This window comes from Kribbella endophytica (genome assembly GCF_054781295.1).
Genome location: NZ_BAAGUR010000006.1, coordinates 263921 through 278196, shown reverse-complemented (window position 1 = coordinate 278196; position 14276 = coordinate 263921). Strand labels below are relative to the sequence as shown.

Sequence of the window (14276 nt, the reverse complement as noted above, 5' to 3'; positions counted from 1 at the left end):
TTCAGTCGGTGCAGCGGCGGCGGTAGTACGCCCAGGTCACCGCGCCGAGCAGCGGGCCCCAGAAGATGAGTGGCAGGTAGGCGGTCGCCATGAGGAGCTGCCAGCCGCCTTGCGGTTCGAGCGGGTCGTGGAAGAGGTCGGTGTACATCAGGGGGTTGAGGCCCCACAGGAGTGTCAGTGCGATCGCTCCGAGGGTGGCCGGTACGACGGCCGCCAGCGGGCGCACGCGGCGGCCGCCGATGATCGGGAGCCAGGCGGGAGCGACCTCGCCCCAGGGCCGGACGAGTCCGAGGGTCAGCAGGGCGAGGCCTTCGGTGAGCAGGCTCAACGCGACGAGATAGATCTTGTCGGTCGCACTGGCGGCGTTGTCGGCGATCCATTCGGGTTGGTAGCCCATCGAGAACCCTGCGGCGAGCGCGAGCCGCCAGACGCAGGAGGGAAGAGCAGCCAACGCCGCCACATGCGCCGCGCCGACCACCCAGCGGGCGGGCCGCCGACCGTCCCAGGGGTGGACGTTCGCCCCGGCGTCGATGCCAGCGCCAGAGCGAACGCCGGTCTCGGAACGGATGCCGTCCCGGGAGCCGGAGCGGGCACTGAACTTGATTGAGCTCGACATACCGACAACCCTTCCAGTGCATCCCCACCCCCGGATCCCCCGCCGGAGGGAACTAGGTCCCCCATCCGGTGGACATCGACAAGCCCGTACGCCGGTAGGCGCGGCAGAGTCGGCGGAGGTGGGCGACCAGGTCCTTGACGCGTTCGCCGTCGTCCAGTTGGTCAGTCGGCGAGCTTCGGTCTGGGCAACAGGCGGGGCAGAGGCGAGTGGCCGGGCGAGCGGCGGGGTAGGCGCAGGAACGGGTCGCCACGCGCGCAGCCGGCGACCCCGGACGCCGTGGCTGGGTGCAGGAACGGGGTCGGCGCGCGTGCTGCCGGCGAATCCGCATGCCGTGGTCGGGCGAGGAGCAGGTGAGCGCGCGTGCTGGCTGCGGTGGTCGAGAGCAGGAGCGGCTGGGCGTGGGAATGGGTTGCCGCGCGTGCAGCCCGCGACTCGGCACGCCGTGGTCGGGCGCAGGAACGGGTCGGCGCGCGTGCTGCCGGCGAACCGGCATGCCGTGGTTGGGCGCAGGAGCGGGTGGGCGCGCGTGCTGGCATCGAGTGGTTGGGCGAGGAGCGGCTGGGTGCAAGAACGGGGCGCCGCGCGTGGGGGCATGCACTGGCTGAGCGCAGGAACAGGTTGTTGGGCCTGCAGCGGGGTGAAGGCAGGAACGGGTTGCTGGGCTGCAGTGGCTGGAGGCATGAACGGGTGGACCGGCGTACAGCGCGAGTGGGTGGGCGGGTTGCGGTCAGCCGAAGGTTGCTGGGTCTACCTGGACTCGGAGTGGGCCGGGGAGTTTTTTGGTGCCGCGGGCGGCGAGGGCTTCCTTGAGTACGCGGGCAAGACCGTACGCGCGCGGCGTGCGGACGACGGCTCGGACGGTTTCGTCGTCTACGTCGACCGGGCCGAGAACCTCGAGTCCGGCTGTTGGGTCGACGAGGTCGCGGACGCGGACGACCATGTCGGCGACGGCGTCGGAGGAGCCGACGAGCTCGGCTAGCTTGGCGGCGGGGGCCAGGCGGGCGGTACGGCGTTCGTCGAGTTCTCGGGTTGCGTAGCCCTCGGGGCTCCAGCGGACGACTGCCTGCAGCGGCATCGCCGAGGGTTCGCCGACCATGATGACCTTGCCGCCCTCGCGCGCGGAGCGGACCATCGCGGCCGCGTTGAACCACCGGCGCACGGCCTCCTCGGGCGCGCGCAGGTCGGGGCGGGCGAGCAGCAGCCAGGTGTCGAGGAGGAGCGCCGCCGAGTAGCCGTTCTCCGCGATGGGTTCGGCGCCCGGCGTCGTGACGATCAGCGCGGGGTCGCCCGGGATCTCGTCGAGCATGTGGTCGCCGCCCGACGTCCGGACGACGACTCCCGGGAACGCCCGGCCCAGCTCCTCCGCCGTACGGCGGGCGCCGACGACGGCCGCACGCATCCTCGTGTCGCCGCACTCGGGGCACCGATGGTCGGCCGCCGGCCGGCCGCAGACGGTGCAGCTCGCCGGGCCGGACGAGCCTGTACGCCGAAGCGATCCCCCACACGTCGTACAGCGCGACGGCGTGCGGCAGGTCTGGCACACCAAGCTCGGCAGATACCCAGCGCGCGGAACCTGCACGAGAACCGGCCCGGTCTTGAGCCCTTCCCGCGCGACCTCGAACGCCTGGTGCGGCAACCGCGCGGCGCGCGCGCCGGGGTCGCGGGCGAGGTCGCGGTCCGACTCCCCCGCGATGTGCACGGCGGGTGCGGCGGCGCGGGTGACCGCGCGGTCGGCGATCAGTTCGTTGGCCCAGCCGGATTCGAGCAGCGCGGCGGTCTCGGCGGAGCGGGCGAATCCGCCGAGCAGCGCGGCGCAGTTCTGCCGGTGGGCGCGGAGGAGCAGGACCTCGCGGGCGTGCGGGTACGGCGCGCGCGGTTCGGCGTACGAGTCGTCGCCGTCGTCCCACAGCGCGACCAGGCCGAGGTCGGTGACCGGAGCGAACGCGGCGGCGCGGGTGCCGATGACGACGCGGGTGCAGCCGCGGAGGGCGGAGATGAACGCGCGGTAGCGGGCGGTCGGGCCGAGGTCGGCCGAGAGCGTGACGAAGCCGTCGGGGCCGAGGACTTTTTCGCAGGCCTTGGCGAGGCGCTCGAGGTCGCGGGCGTCGGGGGCGAGCAGGAGCGCGCCGCGGCCGGTCGACGCGCAGACCGCGGCGGCCTGGGCGAACGCGAGCGCCCAGTCGGCGCCGGGCACGGCGGTCCAGATCGCGCGGGGGGCTTCGGTACGGCGTACTGCGTCGAGGAAGCCTTCGGCGTGCGGGTACGGCGACCACTCGGTCGTCGAGGTGGATTCGACCGGGCGGGTGGGCTGGGTGCAGCGGAGGGCTTCGGCTTCGACCTTCGCGAGTCTGGGCGGCACGGCGAGGCGGGTGACGTCGGCCAGGACGCCGGCGTACCGGTCGGCGACCGCGCGGCAGAGGTCGGCGACCTCTCGCGTGAGGACCTGCTCGGGTGAGACGACCTTGCGGATGCGCGCGAGCTTGCCGTCGTGCTCGGAGGTCTCGAGCCGTTCGAGGATGAATCCGTCGAGGTCCTTGCCGGCGAACCGCACCTTCACCCGCGCCCCCGGCTGCGCCGTCGCGGCGAGGTCGTCGGGGACGAGGTAGTCGAACGGGCGATCCAGATGCGGCAGCGAGACGTCGACTGCGACCCGGGCGATCGGCAGGGTGCTGGTGATGTCGGCCGGCGCCTTCGTCCGCGAGCGCCGAACAGTCTCACGCAGCAGCGTCAGCTGCTCAGGAGATTCGTTCGGTGCCACTCGGGAACTCTAGTCCGATCACCCGACAACCCGCCGGAGGCCTGTGGACAACACGACAAAGCCTTGGAAACGACAATCGCCCGCACCCCCGAGCGGGGTGCGGGCGATCGGCGTACGGGCTACTTTGCGGCGGCGGCCTTGAGGGCGTCTACGCGGTCGAGCTTTTCCCAGGTGAAGTCGTCGCCGGTGCGGCCGAAGTGGCCGTTGGCGGCGGTCTGGGTGTAGATCGGGCGGAGCAGGTCCAGGTCGCGGATGATCGCGGCCGGGCGGAGGTCGAAGACCTCGAGGACGGCGTCGGTGATCTTGTCGACCGGGACGGTCTCGGTGCCGAAGGTGTCGACGTAGAAACCGACCGGGGCGGCCTTGCCGATCGCGTAGGCGACCTGGCACTCGGCGCGCGCGGCCAGGCCGGCGGCGACGATGTGCTTGGCGACCCAGCGCATCGCGTACGCCGCGGAGCGGTCGACCTTCGACGGGTCCTTGCCGGAGAACGCGCCGCCACCGTGACGGGCCATGCCGCCGTAGGTGTCGATGATGATCTTGCGGCCGGTCAGGCCGGCGTCGCCCATCGGGCCGCCGATCTCGAAGCGGCCGGTCGGGTTGACCAGCAGCTTGTAGTCCGACGAGTCGATCTCGAACTGCTCGAGGATCGGGTCGACGACGTGCTTCTTCACGTCCGGGGTCAGCATCTCGTCGAGGCTGATGTCGGCCGCGTGCTGGCTGGAGACCACGACGGTGTCGATCCGGACGGCCTTGTCACCGTCGTACTCGACCGTGACCTGGGTCTTGCCGTCGGGACGCAGGTAGGCCATCGTCCCGTCCTTGCGGACCGCGGACAGCCGCTCGGACAGCCGGTGCGCGATGGTGATCGGCAGCGGCATCAGCTCGGGCGTCTCGTTCGACGCGTAGCCGAACATCAGGCCCTGGTCGCCGGCACCCTGCAGGTCGAGCGCGTCGACGGAGGCGTCGGCGCGGGTCTCGTACGCCGTGTTGACGCCCTGCGCGATGTCGGGCGACTGGCTGCCGATGGCGACCTGCACACCGCAGGACGCGCCGTCGAAGCCCTTCAGCGACGAGTCGTAACCGATCTCGAGGATCCGGGCGCGGACGATCCCGGGGATGTCCACGTACGCCGACGTGGTGACCTCGCCGGCCACGACCACCAGACCGGTCGTGATCAGGGTCTCCACCGCGACGCGGCTCTTCGGGTCCTCGGCCAGAAGGGCGTCGAGGATGGAGTCGCTGATCTGGTCAGCGATCTTGTCCGGGTGACCTTCCGTCACCGACTCGGACGTGAAAAGGCGCCGTGCCACGGTTCTCCCTCAGGGTTGCTTGGTGTCCACACGACGGGGCCTGAGCCCCGCCCCACACGCACCGCCACCGGCGATGCTTCTCGGCAGTATGCCAGCAGTTCGGGCCGGGTGAGGAGCCAGACACCGGAATCGCCCACTTAGTGGGACATGCGTCTTACATCGTGGGCAGAGCGACTCAGGTGAGCGTGCTGGGGCGAACGTTTCACCGACGCGTCTCGGCCGCCCAGCGCTCGGACCAGGCCAGCAAGGGCTTGAGTGAACGGGACAGATCGCGCCCGGTCGCGGTGAGCTGATGAGCCTTCGACTCGTCCTGCCAGAGCAGCCCGGCCTCCCTCAACTCGGCCAGTCGCGCGCTCAGCACCGTCGGCGACACGTCGTCACACCGCTCCTGCAAGGCTCGGAACCCGACCGGACCGTCGCGCAGCTCCCAGAGCACCCGCAACGCCCACCGCCGCCCGAGCAGGTCGAACGCCGCCATGATCGGCCGGCCGGTCTGCGAACCGCGGACCGGACGTCCCGGGACCGGCGTACCAGCCGCCATCGTCGACCTCCTTGACCTGCAGGGATCTTGCGCTACCGAATCAGTAGCAGCATACTGCTACGCATTCCGTAGCGCCAGATCGGGAGGTCGCATGTCCGCACGGATCAGACCGGTGGAACCCCCTTATCCAGAACGGATCCAGGCACTGCTCGGCAAGTTGATGCCGCCTGGTACGCCGTACGAGCCGCTGCTGCTGTTCCGGATGCTCGCGGTGCACCCGGACCTGGCCGACCGCACGCGGCCGATGGCGTCAGGCCTGCTGAACAAGGGATTGCTGCCCGCTTGCGACCGGGAGCTGGTGATCTCGCGGACCACGGCCCGCGCCGGCGCTGAGTACGAGTGGGGCGTGCACGTGGTGGTCTTCGGCGCCGCGGTCGGGCTGGAGCGCGAGGTGTTCGACGCCGTTGCCGCTGGTGCTGTCTGGCCAGATCCGGTACTCATGACCGCGGTCGACGAGCTGCACGACGAGGCGACGTGGAGTACGGCGACTTGGTCGTCGTTGCGGGAGCGGTACGACGACGCACAGGTGGTCGAGCTGCTGCTCCTGGCCGGTTGGTACCGGACGCTGTCGACCGTGATCAACGCGCTGGAGATCCCGTTGGAGAACTGGGGAGCGCGGTTCAGGCGTGCGCGCCGACCGTGATCTTGTCCAGCGCGAGGGTCGGGCGGGCGTTGACGATCTCGGCGAGACGGTCGACTTCGTTGTCGAGGGCACGGAGTTGGGCTGGTTTCAACGTGCGGAGGGATTCGACCGTGACGTGGAGTTTGCGGCCGGACAGGCGTTGGTGCCAGACGCCTGCGACGACGCCGTCGACCAGGAGGACGGGATAGTTGCCGGCCTGGCCGCCGGCGAGTGCGCGGGTCGAGGCTTCGCCGGGGAAGACGAGGTCACGCGGATGGCTTCCGACGGCGTACGCGTCGAAGTACGGGAGCAGTCGGACGCCGCGGACCCGCTCGTCGGGGAAGTCGGTGTCGCCCTCGACCAGCCAGGCCGGTTGGCCGTCGAGCTCGACCTGCTCCAGGCCGTCCTGCGCGAAGAGTTTGGTGATGAAGGCGGGCGACGTGCTCAGCCACTTCGCGAACTGCTGCGGGGTCGCCGGTCCGTACGAGTGGAGGTAGCGGCGGAGCAGTTCGGGGAGCGCTTTCTCGCCGTTCTCGGGCTGGAACGGCGGGGTGAAGCGATGGGGGTTGGTGTACGTCGTCTTGCGGCCGCGGTTCGGGCCGTAGCAGAGCACGCCCGCGGTCGCGGCCTGCGGAATCACCTGACGCCACCGCGGCCAGTAGTCCTGGAACGCGGGCATCACGAGCTCGCCCGCCCACGGACCCGTTCGCGCGACGACCTCGTCGGTCAGCTCGTCGACGGTGAGATCGTCCTCGGAGAGCGCTCCCCCGACGGCCTCGATCACCTCCGCGATCTGCTCGGCGGTCATCCGCATCTCGGGCGTCGCGACGCCGCCTGAACGTGGGAGCGCGGAGAGTGCTCCGGTCCACAGCGGCAGGTCGTCGGTGGGTAGGAGATGGACGGTTCCGCGGGGGCCGAAGGTCTTGACCAGAGAGCGCTCTTCCCAGAGGGCGCGCTGGACGTCGACGCGGGTCGCCTTCTCCAACCGGAGGGCGACGGAGATCTCCGCGGCCGACAGCACCTGGGCGTGAGCGCCCGACATCGCCCGTACGACGTCAGCGGGCGCCGGCGAGTCGACGCCGGCCGGGCTGTTCGCCGTACCGGCGTGCAGGTGATGCCGTCGCATCCGTCGCGCGACCACGGCGGGCCAGGAGAGCTTCATGCGATCAGGTTATGAGGAGTAGCGGTCAGTTCCTGGCCTACTGGAACAGCCCGCTGTACGCATTGAGCGCCGGCTGCCCGCCGAGATGCGCGTACAGAACGTTCGAGTCCTTCGGGATCTCCCCCGACTTCACCAGATCGATCAGGCCGGCCATCGACTTCCCCTCGTACACGGGATCGATGATCATCGCCTCGAGCCGCCCGCTCAGCCGGATCGCGTCCATCGTCGACTCGACCGGGATCCCGTACTTCTCGCCGGCCCACCCCTCCAGCACCGTGATCTCGTCGTCGCGCAGCTCCCGCCCGAGCCCGATCAGCGCCGCCGTCGCGTGCGCGATCTTCGCCACCTGCGCCCGCGTCTCGTCGAGCTTGGCTGAGGCGTCGATCCCGAGCACGCGCCGCGGCCGGTCCTGCCCGGCGAACCCGGCGATCATCCCGGCGTGCGTGCTGCCGGTGACGCTGCAGACGACGATCGTGTCGAAGAAGACGCCGAACTCGCGTTCCTGCGCCGCGACCTCATCGGCCCAGTTCGCGAACCCGAGCCCGCCGAGCCTGTGGTCCGAGGCACCGGCAGGGATCGCGTACGGCGTACCGCCTGCTGCTCGTACGTCGTCCAGCGCCTGCTGCCAACTCTCCTTGAACCCGATCCCGAACCCGGCGCGCACCAGCCGCACGTCCGCGCCCATGATCCGCGACAGCAGGATGTTGCCGACCTTGTCGTTGACCGGGTCCGGCCAGTCGACCCAGCTCTCCTGCACCAGCACGGCCTTCAGCCCCGACTTCGCAGCCGCGGCGGCGACCTGGCGGGTGTGGTTGGACTGGATGCCGCCGATGCTCACCAACGTGTCGGCACCCTGGGCGAGCGCCTCCGGGAGCAGGTACTCGAGCTTGCGCGTCTTGTTGCCGCCGAACGCCAGCCCGCTGTTGACGTCCTCGCGCTTGGCCCAGATCCGCGCTCCCCCGAGGTGCGCGGTAAGCCGGTCGAGCGGGTGCACCGGGCTCGGCCCGAAGAGCAACGGGTAACGCTCAAAATCGCTGATTGGCATGCAATATATTGCACACTGCAAACACGGCGCTGTCCAGTGCTGTCACGTGTGAGCTGCAGCAACCTCGTCCGCAGCCCGGCGTACGGCGGCCGCCAGTTCCGGCGGCGCGATCACGACCGCGTCGCCGGCTTGGGCGAGCACGGCGGCGCAGGCTTCGGCCGCGTTCTCCAGGTCGGCCTCGACCACACACCACCCGTCCACCACGGGACCCGTCGCACTGAACCGCCGGACAGCACTCCCCCGCACCCGCAGCACGATCGGGTACGACGGCCGGCTGGCCCGGAACTGCAGCTGCGCCTCCGCCCAGTACGCCGTCAGCTCGAACCCACTCGGCCGCCGGAACGTCTCGCCGGTCAGGTCGACCAGACCGATCCGACTCAGCCGGTACGTACGAAACGCGCCGTCCGGCCGGGCCGCGACCAGGTACCAGGTCCTGCTCTTCGCGACCAGCCCGAGCGGCGCGACCACGAACGGCTCAGCCGGATCCCGGTACGTGATCGCGATCAGCCGCTCCTCCCAGATCGCCTGCCGGCAGAGATCGAGCCAGGGCGGCGTCTCCCGCCGGTCGTCCCACCCGGCGTGGTCGATCAGCAGCCGCTGCCGAGCGAACTCCGCGTCCCTGCGCGCCGGCTCCGGCAAGGCCGCGATCAGCTTGGCAATGGCTTGATCACTCGACGCATCAACGCCCAGGTCCGCCAGCACATGCGCCGTCGCCCCGACGAATACCGACATCACCTCGGACGGCGTGAGCCCGGTCAGCCGCGTCCGGTAGTCCGGCAGCAGAGCCCATCCACCACCCCGCCCGCGCATCGAGTACACCGGCACCCCCGCGAGACTCAGCGCGTCCAGATCCCGCTGAACAGTCCGCGGCGACACCTCCAGGTGCTGCGCGAGCTGCGCCACGGTCGACTGACCGCGCGTCTGCAGGTGCAGCAGAAGCCTCAGCAACCGTTCCGCACGCATGCCGAGAACTATCCCAGCAAAACAAGCCAACAGGTGGCGTCTTTTCTTCCTACGGTCCTCCTCATGACAGCTGTCGTGGTGGAAGACCTCTGCATGACCTACCGGGCGCCGGTCCGCGGATCCGGCTGGCGGGCGACCCTCGGCTCGGTGTTCAACCGCCAGTACAAGGACGTCCCCGCCGTCCAGAACATCTCGTTCAACCTGAGTCCCGGCGAGGTGGTCGGCTTCATCGGCCCGAACGGCGCCGGCAAGACGACGACGATGAAGATCCTCTCCGGCCTGCTGCACGCGACGTCGGGCCAGGTCCGCGTGCTCGGCCACTCGCCCTGGCAACGCCGTACCGACTTCCTCCGCCGGATCGCGTTCATCCGCGGCAGCCAACCGGTCGGCGGGCCGCAGGAACTCACCGTGCTCGACAGCCTCCAGTACCAACGCCTGCTCTACGAGGTGCCGTTGGCGCAGTACGAGCAGAACCTCGCCGAACTGACCGCGATGCTCGACCTCGGCGAGCTCCTGGAGCGCCAACTCCGAGCCTTGAGCCTCGGCGAGAAGATGCGCGCCGGCCTCGCGCTCTCGCTGCTCTACCGCCCCGAGGTGATGTTCCTCGACGAGCCGACCCTCGGCCTCGACGTCACCGGCGCGACCACCATGCGCCGCTTCGTGGCCCAGTACGCCGAACAGACCGGCGCGACCGTGCTCCTGACCAGCCACTACATGGCCGACGTCTCCACGCTCTGCCCGCGGCTCGTGCTGATCGACAAAGGCACGATCCGGTACGACGGGAAGCTCGACGCGCTCGCCGCCAAGCTCTCGCCGTACAAGCTGCTCCGGATCACCGCGCCGGGCGCCGACGAGCAACGGCTGCGCGACGCCGGCGAACTGGTCGAGCACTCCGACGGCACGTGGGTGATCCGCGTCCCGCGCGCGGACGTCGCCCGGACGACCGCTTCCTTGCTCACCGACCTCGAGGTCGCGGACCTGTCGGTCGAAGAGGCGCCGCTCGAGGTCGTCATCGACCAGGCGTATCGCGAGGGTGTCGAGTGAACCGGCTGCTGTTCCTGATCGCTCTGCGGGTCCGTCGCGAGGTGCACGAGTGGTCGGGCACCTGGTGGTTCCTGCTCACGCTGGTGATCCAGGCCGCGCTCGGGCCGCTGATCGGCATGTTCGTCTGGTCGGCGGTCTACCCGGCCGATCCGTACGTCGCGACGTACTACGTTGCGTTGCTGCTGGTCACCGTGATGACCGAGTCATTCGAGCAGCACACGTTCTCCGAGAAGCTGTACGACGGGACGATCAGCCACGACCTGCTCCGGCCGCAGCCTGTGGTCGTCGACGTGATCGGCGCCAACCTCGCGATCCGGATCTGGTTGACGGTGATGGGGATTCCGCTCGCGCTGCTGGCGGGCCTCGCGTTCGACGTCTCGCTGAGCTGGGTCGCCGTACTGGCGGCGGTGCCGGTGCTGGTGCTCGCCGCTGTGCTCAGGTTCTGCTGGGTGTTCCTGCTGTCGATGGCCGCGTTCTGGACCGAGCGGGTGCACGCGATCGCAGGGTTCGGGTGGACGTTGACCTCGTTGCTCGGCGGGACGATCGCGCCGCTGGCGTTCCTGCCCGGGCCGTTGCGCGAGGTCGGTCAGGTGCTGCCGTTCTACGGGATGCTCGGGCTGCCGGCGGACATTGTTGCCGGGCGCACCGATGGGCTGCTCTCCGGAATCGGTTACCAGGCGGCGTGGATCACGGCGTTCGGCGGTCTCGGCGTACTGCTGTGGCGGGCCGGGATCCGTCGCTACACGGTGGTGGGCGCATGAAGCTGCTCCGACTCTCCGCCGCGGGCTTCGCCCGGTCGCTGCAGGCCACGCTGACGTTTCGGGTCAACCTGCTGTTCGACGTCGGCCTGTCGATCGTCGGCATGGTCGCGAGTCTGGCGACCGTCTTCATCGTGTACGCGCGAACGGACTCGCTGGCCGGCTGGACCGAGTCCGAGACGTACGTCCTGATCGGGACCTTCCAGGTGCTGAGCAGTCTGAAGAGCACGTTCATCGATCCGAACCTCGCCTGGTTCCCGGACAACGGAATCCGCCGCGGGATGCTCGACACGTTTCTGCTGCAGCCTGCGCCGACGCTCTACCTGGCCAGTCTGGGCAAGTCGACTCCCCTGTTGCTGGTCCACCTTGTGCTCGGGCTCGGCGTTATAGCGTTCGGCCTGGCCGAGCTTCCCGCACCTGCGGCGATCGTCGCCTGGCTTATAACTCTCGCCGCCGCGTTGACGGTGACCTGGGCGATGGGGGTGCTGCTCGCCTGCCTCGCGTTCTGGGCGCCACGCCTGCAGCTCGACGTGTTCTACAGCTCGGCCTGGCAGCTCGGCGGCTACCCGACCGACATCTACCGGCGGCCGCTCCGGCTGGTGCTCACGTACTTGTTGCCTTTGACCCTCATCGCGACCGTCCCCACCAGCACGCTGCTCGACGGGCCGCGGCTCCTCGTCCTGGCGTCGACAGTCGCCGGAGCCGCCATCAGTTGCCTGCTCGCCGTCACTTGCTGGCGGCTGGGCCTGCGCCGCTACACGGGGGCGACGTCCTAGCGATGGACCGCGAGCTTGAACTCCTTGGAGTACGAGAGGACGGCCGTCATTTCCATCGGGTCGGTGCCGGCGTTCCACACCCTCAACTGCTGCACGCCGCGGCTGGTCGGGCGGTAGGTCAGCCGGTAGTGCCCGTTGGCCGTCGCGGTGACGGTGGGGCTCACCTTGATCCACTCCTCGCCGACCAGACGCTCGAGCCACACCGGTACGGCGCCCGGCGCAACCTTGCCGGTGATGGCGATCCGCTGACCGACAGCGGGCGTGCGGTCACCGACGTCGACGCTGACGAGGCCGTGCACCTGGTTGTAGCTGCCCCCGGAACTGCGCAGCCAATGGTTGCTCCCGGCGTACATGGCACCGCCGCCGGAGCTGTTGTAGATCCGCACGCTCAGTCGGTACGCACCGGTCGCGTCCGTGACGGTCGGCACGCTCGGGTGCGCGTCGCCGGTGGTGATGGACAGCGCGCGCCCGGGCAGGCGTCGCCAGCCGTCGTCCGCCGTCCAGCCTTCGAGGTAGCCGGAGACGGCGACGCGGTCGCCGTAGCCGACGAGCACCGCGGGCTCGGTCGAGGTGATCCGCGTCGGGTCGAGCACCCGGAGCAGGTACGGCGCGACCGGCTGGAAGGTGCGGGTCTCTGACGCACCGGTCCCCAGCTCGTAGACGGTGAACGACGACAGGTACCAGTCACCGGACTCGGTGCCGAGTGGCACCTCGAAGAACCCTTGGCCCACGAAGATCTGCTCGCCGTCGTCGATCGAGGTGAGGACGCCTTCGGTCGGGCACTCGGGGCCGGAATCGACGCGTCCGCTCAGCATCGTCGCCTCAGGCGTCTGCTGGTACGCGTACACATCGAAGGTGGAGGGGAATGGACAGGTCGTCGAATCGGCGGCCGCCGGCAAAGCTGGTACGAGCACCGCGGCCAGTGGGAGGAGCACGGCAAGGAGCCGTTGTGGAAAAGAACATCTCATGATGGGACCTCCTGGTCTCACCACGCACGATGCTGAGCTTTCGCGCGATGTTGCGCTCGGTGGCTGGCGGGTCAGTGCCAGTGGAAGGGGTTCAAACGTTCGCCCACTTCAGGAGTTGGCCGGCGAAGTCGGCCATCTGTTGCCGCAGCTCGGCCGGCTCCTCGATGACGAACGGGCGATCGAGCCCGGCCAGCAAGGCCGGCACCCAGTCGAGCCGCTCGGCGCGGAACTCGACGCGGACCTCGGCTGGTTCATTGTTGAGTGGAGTGACGACCGCGAGACCGAGTGGGAGGCGTCGCTCGACGTCGTCGACGGTGCCCGTGACGCGGACTGACACCTGGTGGGTCCAGGGGGTCGAGGCGAGTGAGCGGAGTACGGCGCCGGCCGGATCCTCGGCGGCTGCCCGGTGCTCGGCATCAGCCGGGTCTTCGGCGGGCACTGCTCCAGTTGTTGCTGTTAGCAACTTTGTTGCGGTGATGCGGTCGAGGCGGAAGGTGCGGTCGGCGGTGGCGACGTACCAGCGGCCGGCGTGGGCGACCACGCCGTACGGGGAGATCGTGCGGGTGCTGGATCGGCCGTGGCGGTCGGTGTATTCGAGTTCGACTGGGAGGCGATCCCGCGCGGCTTCGGCGAGGGTGAGCAGGACGCCGGTGTCGGTGGGGAGCGCTGAGCGCGGCGGGGCGGTGAAGGACGAGGTCGCGAGGAAGGCGCCGAGCCGGTCGGACAGGCGGGCCGGCAGCACCCGGCGGAGCTTTGCGAGCGCGCTCTCCGACGCGGTGGATTCCGGTACGAGTCCCGCGCGGCGACCGACCACGAGACCGATCGCCAGCGCGACGGCTTCGTCGTCGGTCAGCATCAGCGGCGGCATCCGGTACCCGGGCGCGAGCCGGTAGCCGCCGTACCGGCCGCGGATCGAACGGACGGGGATGTCGAGGTCGATCAGGTGCTCGGCGTACCGGCGTACCGTCCGCTCGTCGACCCCGAGTCGCTCGGCGAGATCGCCGACGCGACGCGTCCCACCGCCCTGCAGCAGTTCCAGCAGGGCGAGCACGCGGGAAGTCGGCCTCGTCACACTCCCCAGATTCTCACGAATACCGGGCGGATGCTGTCCGGTATCACTCCTAGCCTCTTCACAGAACCTCGAGCACAGGAGAACCCACCATGACGACCTTCGCCTCGGTCCGCATCGTCACCGACGACGTCGACCGACTGACCGCCTTCTACGAACACGTCACCGGCCTCACCGCCACGCGTCCCGTCCCGGTCTTCGCCGAGTTCCGCACGACCGCAGGCACGCTCGCGATCTCCAGCAGCCAACTGACGGACTCCCTGTACGGCGAAGCTGTCGTACAGGCCGCGTCCAACCGCACGGTGTTCCTCGAGTTCCAGGTGCCGGATGTCGACGCCGAGTTCGACCGGCTGCGTGAGCTGGAGTTCGTTCAGAAGCCGACCACGATGCCCTGGGGCAATCGCTCAGCCGTACTGCGCGACCCGGACGGCAACCTGGTCAACCTGTTCGCCCCGGGTGAGGCCGGCGGACAACAAGTACCGGCCACCTGACGCAGCTCAGCACTTGAAAGGCACTCACGGGTGCGCGGATTTCAAGTACCAGCCACCTGACGCAGCTCGGTACTTGAAAGGCACTCGAGGGTGCGCGGATTTCAGGTACCAGCCACCTGACGCAGCTCGGTACTTGAGAGGTGCGTGCGG

14 protein-coding genes are annotated in these 14276 nt (G+C 69.6%); 5 read left to right on the top strand and 9 right to left on the bottom strand.

What is annotated here, in order from left to right; all coding sequences use genetic code 11:
- Position 1: 1 nt before the first annotated feature.
- The 4 genes from ACYVIO_RS39215 to ACYVIO_RS39200 all read right to left on the bottom strand — a co-directional run bounded on the left by ACYVIO_RS39215 (position 2) and on the right by ACYVIO_RS39200 (position 5228).
- On the bottom strand, positions 2-616 hold the full coding sequence (locus ACYVIO_RS39215) for a hypothetical protein (RefSeq protein WP_460656077.1): 615 nt from the start codon (positions 614-616) through the stop codon (positions 2-4).
- A 727-nt stretch (positions 617-1343) separates the two neighbouring features.
- Positions 1344-3374 carry a primosomal protein N' gene (locus tag ACYVIO_RS39210; RefSeq protein ID WP_460656076.1) on the bottom strand — a complete coding sequence of 677 codons (2031 nt, stop codon included), beginning with the start codon at positions 3372-3374 and terminating at the stop codon, positions 1344-1346.
- A 119-nt stretch (positions 3375-3493) separates the two neighbouring features.
- Positions 3494-4687, bottom strand: coding sequence for a methionine adenosyltransferase (gene metK, locus ACYVIO_RS39205; RefSeq protein ID WP_460656075.1), 1194 nt, complete (start codon positions 4685-4687; stop codon positions 3494-3496).
- A 202-nt stretch (positions 4688-4889) separates the two neighbouring features.
- Positions 4890-5228: a winged helix-turn-helix transcriptional regulator gene (locus ACYVIO_RS39200; RefSeq protein WP_460656074.1), complete on the bottom strand. Its 339-nt coding sequence runs from the start codon at positions 5226-5228 to the stop codon at positions 4890-4892.
- Between the two features lie 91 nt (positions 5229-5319).
- On the opposite strand from ACYVIO_RS39200, the gene ACYVIO_RS39195 reads away from it, so the two are divergent.
- Positions 5320-5871 carry a carboxymuconolactone decarboxylase family protein gene (locus ACYVIO_RS39195; protein ID WP_460656073.1) on the top strand — a complete coding sequence of 184 codons (552 nt, stop codon included), beginning with the start codon at positions 5320-5322 and terminating at the stop codon, positions 5869-5871.
- Here the strand turns inward: ACYVIO_RS39195 and ACYVIO_RS39190 are convergent.
- The 3 genes from ACYVIO_RS39190 to ACYVIO_RS39180 are packed head-to-tail and all read right to left on the bottom strand — an operon-like array spanning position 5849 to position 9020.
- A complete protein-coding gene (locus tag ACYVIO_RS39190) occupies positions 5849-7012 on the bottom strand; it encodes a winged helix DNA-binding domain-containing protein (RefSeq protein ID WP_460656072.1) in 1164 nt (387 codons plus the stop codon). The genes ACYVIO_RS39195 and ACYVIO_RS39190 overlap by 23 nt on opposite strands.
- Before the next feature lie 37 nt (positions 7013-7049).
- A complete protein-coding gene (locus ACYVIO_RS39185; RefSeq protein WP_460656071.1) occupies positions 7050-8057 on the bottom strand; it encodes a 1-aminocyclopropane-1-carboxylate deaminase in 1008 nt (335 codons plus the stop codon).
- A gap of 42 nt (positions 8058-8099) precedes the next feature.
- The gene (locus tag ACYVIO_RS39180) at positions 8100-9020 is read right to left on the bottom strand and encodes a helix-turn-helix transcriptional regulator (protein WP_460656070.1); all 921 of its coding nucleotides are present in this window, start codon (positions 9018-9020) and stop codon (positions 8100-8102) included.
- A 63-nt stretch (positions 9021-9083) separates the two neighbouring features.
- Between ACYVIO_RS39180 and ACYVIO_RS39175 the strand changes: the two genes are divergently transcribed.
- Genes ACYVIO_RS39175 through ACYVIO_RS39165 form a run of 3 tightly spaced genes read left to right on the top strand, consistent with a single transcriptional unit; the run spans position 9084 to position 11598 of the window.
- Positions 9084-10064 carry an ABC transporter ATP-binding protein gene (locus ACYVIO_RS39175; RefSeq protein ID WP_460656069.1) on the top strand — a complete coding sequence of 327 codons (981 nt, stop codon included), beginning with the start codon at positions 9084-9086 and terminating at the stop codon, positions 10062-10064.
- The gene (locus tag ACYVIO_RS39170; protein WP_460656068.1) at positions 10061-10825 is read left to right on the top strand and encodes an ABC transporter permease; all 765 of its coding nucleotides are present in this window, start codon (positions 10061-10063) and stop codon (positions 10823-10825) included. Before ACYVIO_RS39175 ends, ACYVIO_RS39170 begins: the two co-directional genes overlap by 4 nt.
- Positions 10822-11598: an ABC transporter permease gene (locus ACYVIO_RS39165; protein WP_460656067.1), complete on the top strand. Its 777-nt coding sequence runs from the start codon at positions 10822-10824 to the stop codon at positions 11596-11598. The genes ACYVIO_RS39170 and ACYVIO_RS39165 overlap by 4 nt, the downstream gene beginning before the upstream one ends.
- On the opposite strand, the gene ACYVIO_RS39160 is transcribed toward ACYVIO_RS39165, so the two are convergent.
- Together ACYVIO_RS39160 and ACYVIO_RS39155 are read right to left on the bottom strand one after the other, a co-directional pair.
- Positions 11595-12566 carry a hypothetical protein gene (locus tag ACYVIO_RS39160; protein ID WP_460656066.1) on the bottom strand — a complete coding sequence of 324 codons (972 nt, stop codon included), beginning with the start codon at positions 12564-12566 and terminating at the stop codon, positions 11595-11597. The genes ACYVIO_RS39165 and ACYVIO_RS39160 overlap by 4 nt on opposite strands.
- A gap of 91 nt (positions 12567-12657) precedes the next feature.
- Positions 12658-13638 carry a helix-turn-helix transcriptional regulator gene (locus tag ACYVIO_RS39155; RefSeq protein WP_460656065.1) on the bottom strand — a complete coding sequence of 327 codons (981 nt, stop codon included), beginning with the start codon at positions 13636-13638 and terminating at the stop codon, positions 12658-12660.
- A gap of 89 nt (positions 13639-13727) precedes the next feature.
- Here ACYVIO_RS39155 and ACYVIO_RS39150 point away from each other — a divergent pair, with 89 nt between their 5' ends.
- Complete coding sequence (locus tag ACYVIO_RS39150; protein ID WP_460656064.1) at positions 13728-14126, top strand: VOC family protein; 399 nt, start codon at positions 13728-13730, stop codon at positions 14124-14126.
- Positions 14127-14276 lie beyond the last annotated feature (150 nt).

What these genes read in the sequence shown, in the direction of transcription:
- ACYVIO_RS39175 (WP_460656069.1), top strand. Translation starts at nt 9,084, where the DNA reads ATGACAGCTGTCGTGGTGGAAGACCTCTGCATGACCTACCGGGCGCCG.
- ACYVIO_RS39160 (WP_460656066.1), bottom strand. Translation starts at nt 12,566, where the DNA reads ATGAGATGTTCTTTTCCACAACGGCTCCTTGCCGTGCTCCTCCCACTG.
- ACYVIO_RS39150 (WP_460656064.1), top strand. Translation starts at nt 13,728, where the DNA reads ATGACGACCTTCGCCTCGGTCCGCATCGTCACCGACGACGTCGACCGA.
- ACYVIO_RS39165 (WP_460656067.1), top strand. Translation starts at nt 10,822, where the DNA reads ATGAAGCTGCTCCGACTCTCCGCCGCGGGCTTCGCCCGGTCGCTGCAG.
- ACYVIO_RS39185 (WP_460656071.1), bottom strand. Translation starts at nt 8,057, where the DNA reads ATGCCAATCAGCGATTTTGAGCGTTACCCGTTGCTCTTCGGGCCGAGC.
- ACYVIO_RS39200 (WP_460656074.1), bottom strand. Translation starts at nt 5,228, where the DNA reads ATGGCGGCTGGTACGCCGGTCCCGGGACGTCCGGTCCGCGGTTCGCAG.
- ACYVIO_RS39190 (WP_460656072.1), bottom strand. Translation starts at nt 7,012, where the DNA reads ATGAAGCTCTCCTGGCCCGCCGTGGTCGCGCGACGGATGCGACGGCAT.
- ACYVIO_RS39215 (WP_460656077.1), bottom strand. Translation starts at nt 616, where the DNA reads ATGTCGAGCTCAATCAAGTTCAGTGCCCGCTCCGGCTCCCGGGACGGC.
- ACYVIO_RS39180 (WP_460656070.1), bottom strand. Translation starts at nt 9,020, where the DNA reads ATGCGTGCGGAACGGTTGCTGAGGCTTCTGCTGCACCTGCAGACGCGC.
- ACYVIO_RS39195 (WP_460656073.1), top strand. Translation starts at nt 5,320, where the DNA reads ATGTCCGCACGGATCAGACCGGTGGAACCCCCTTATCCAGAACGGATC.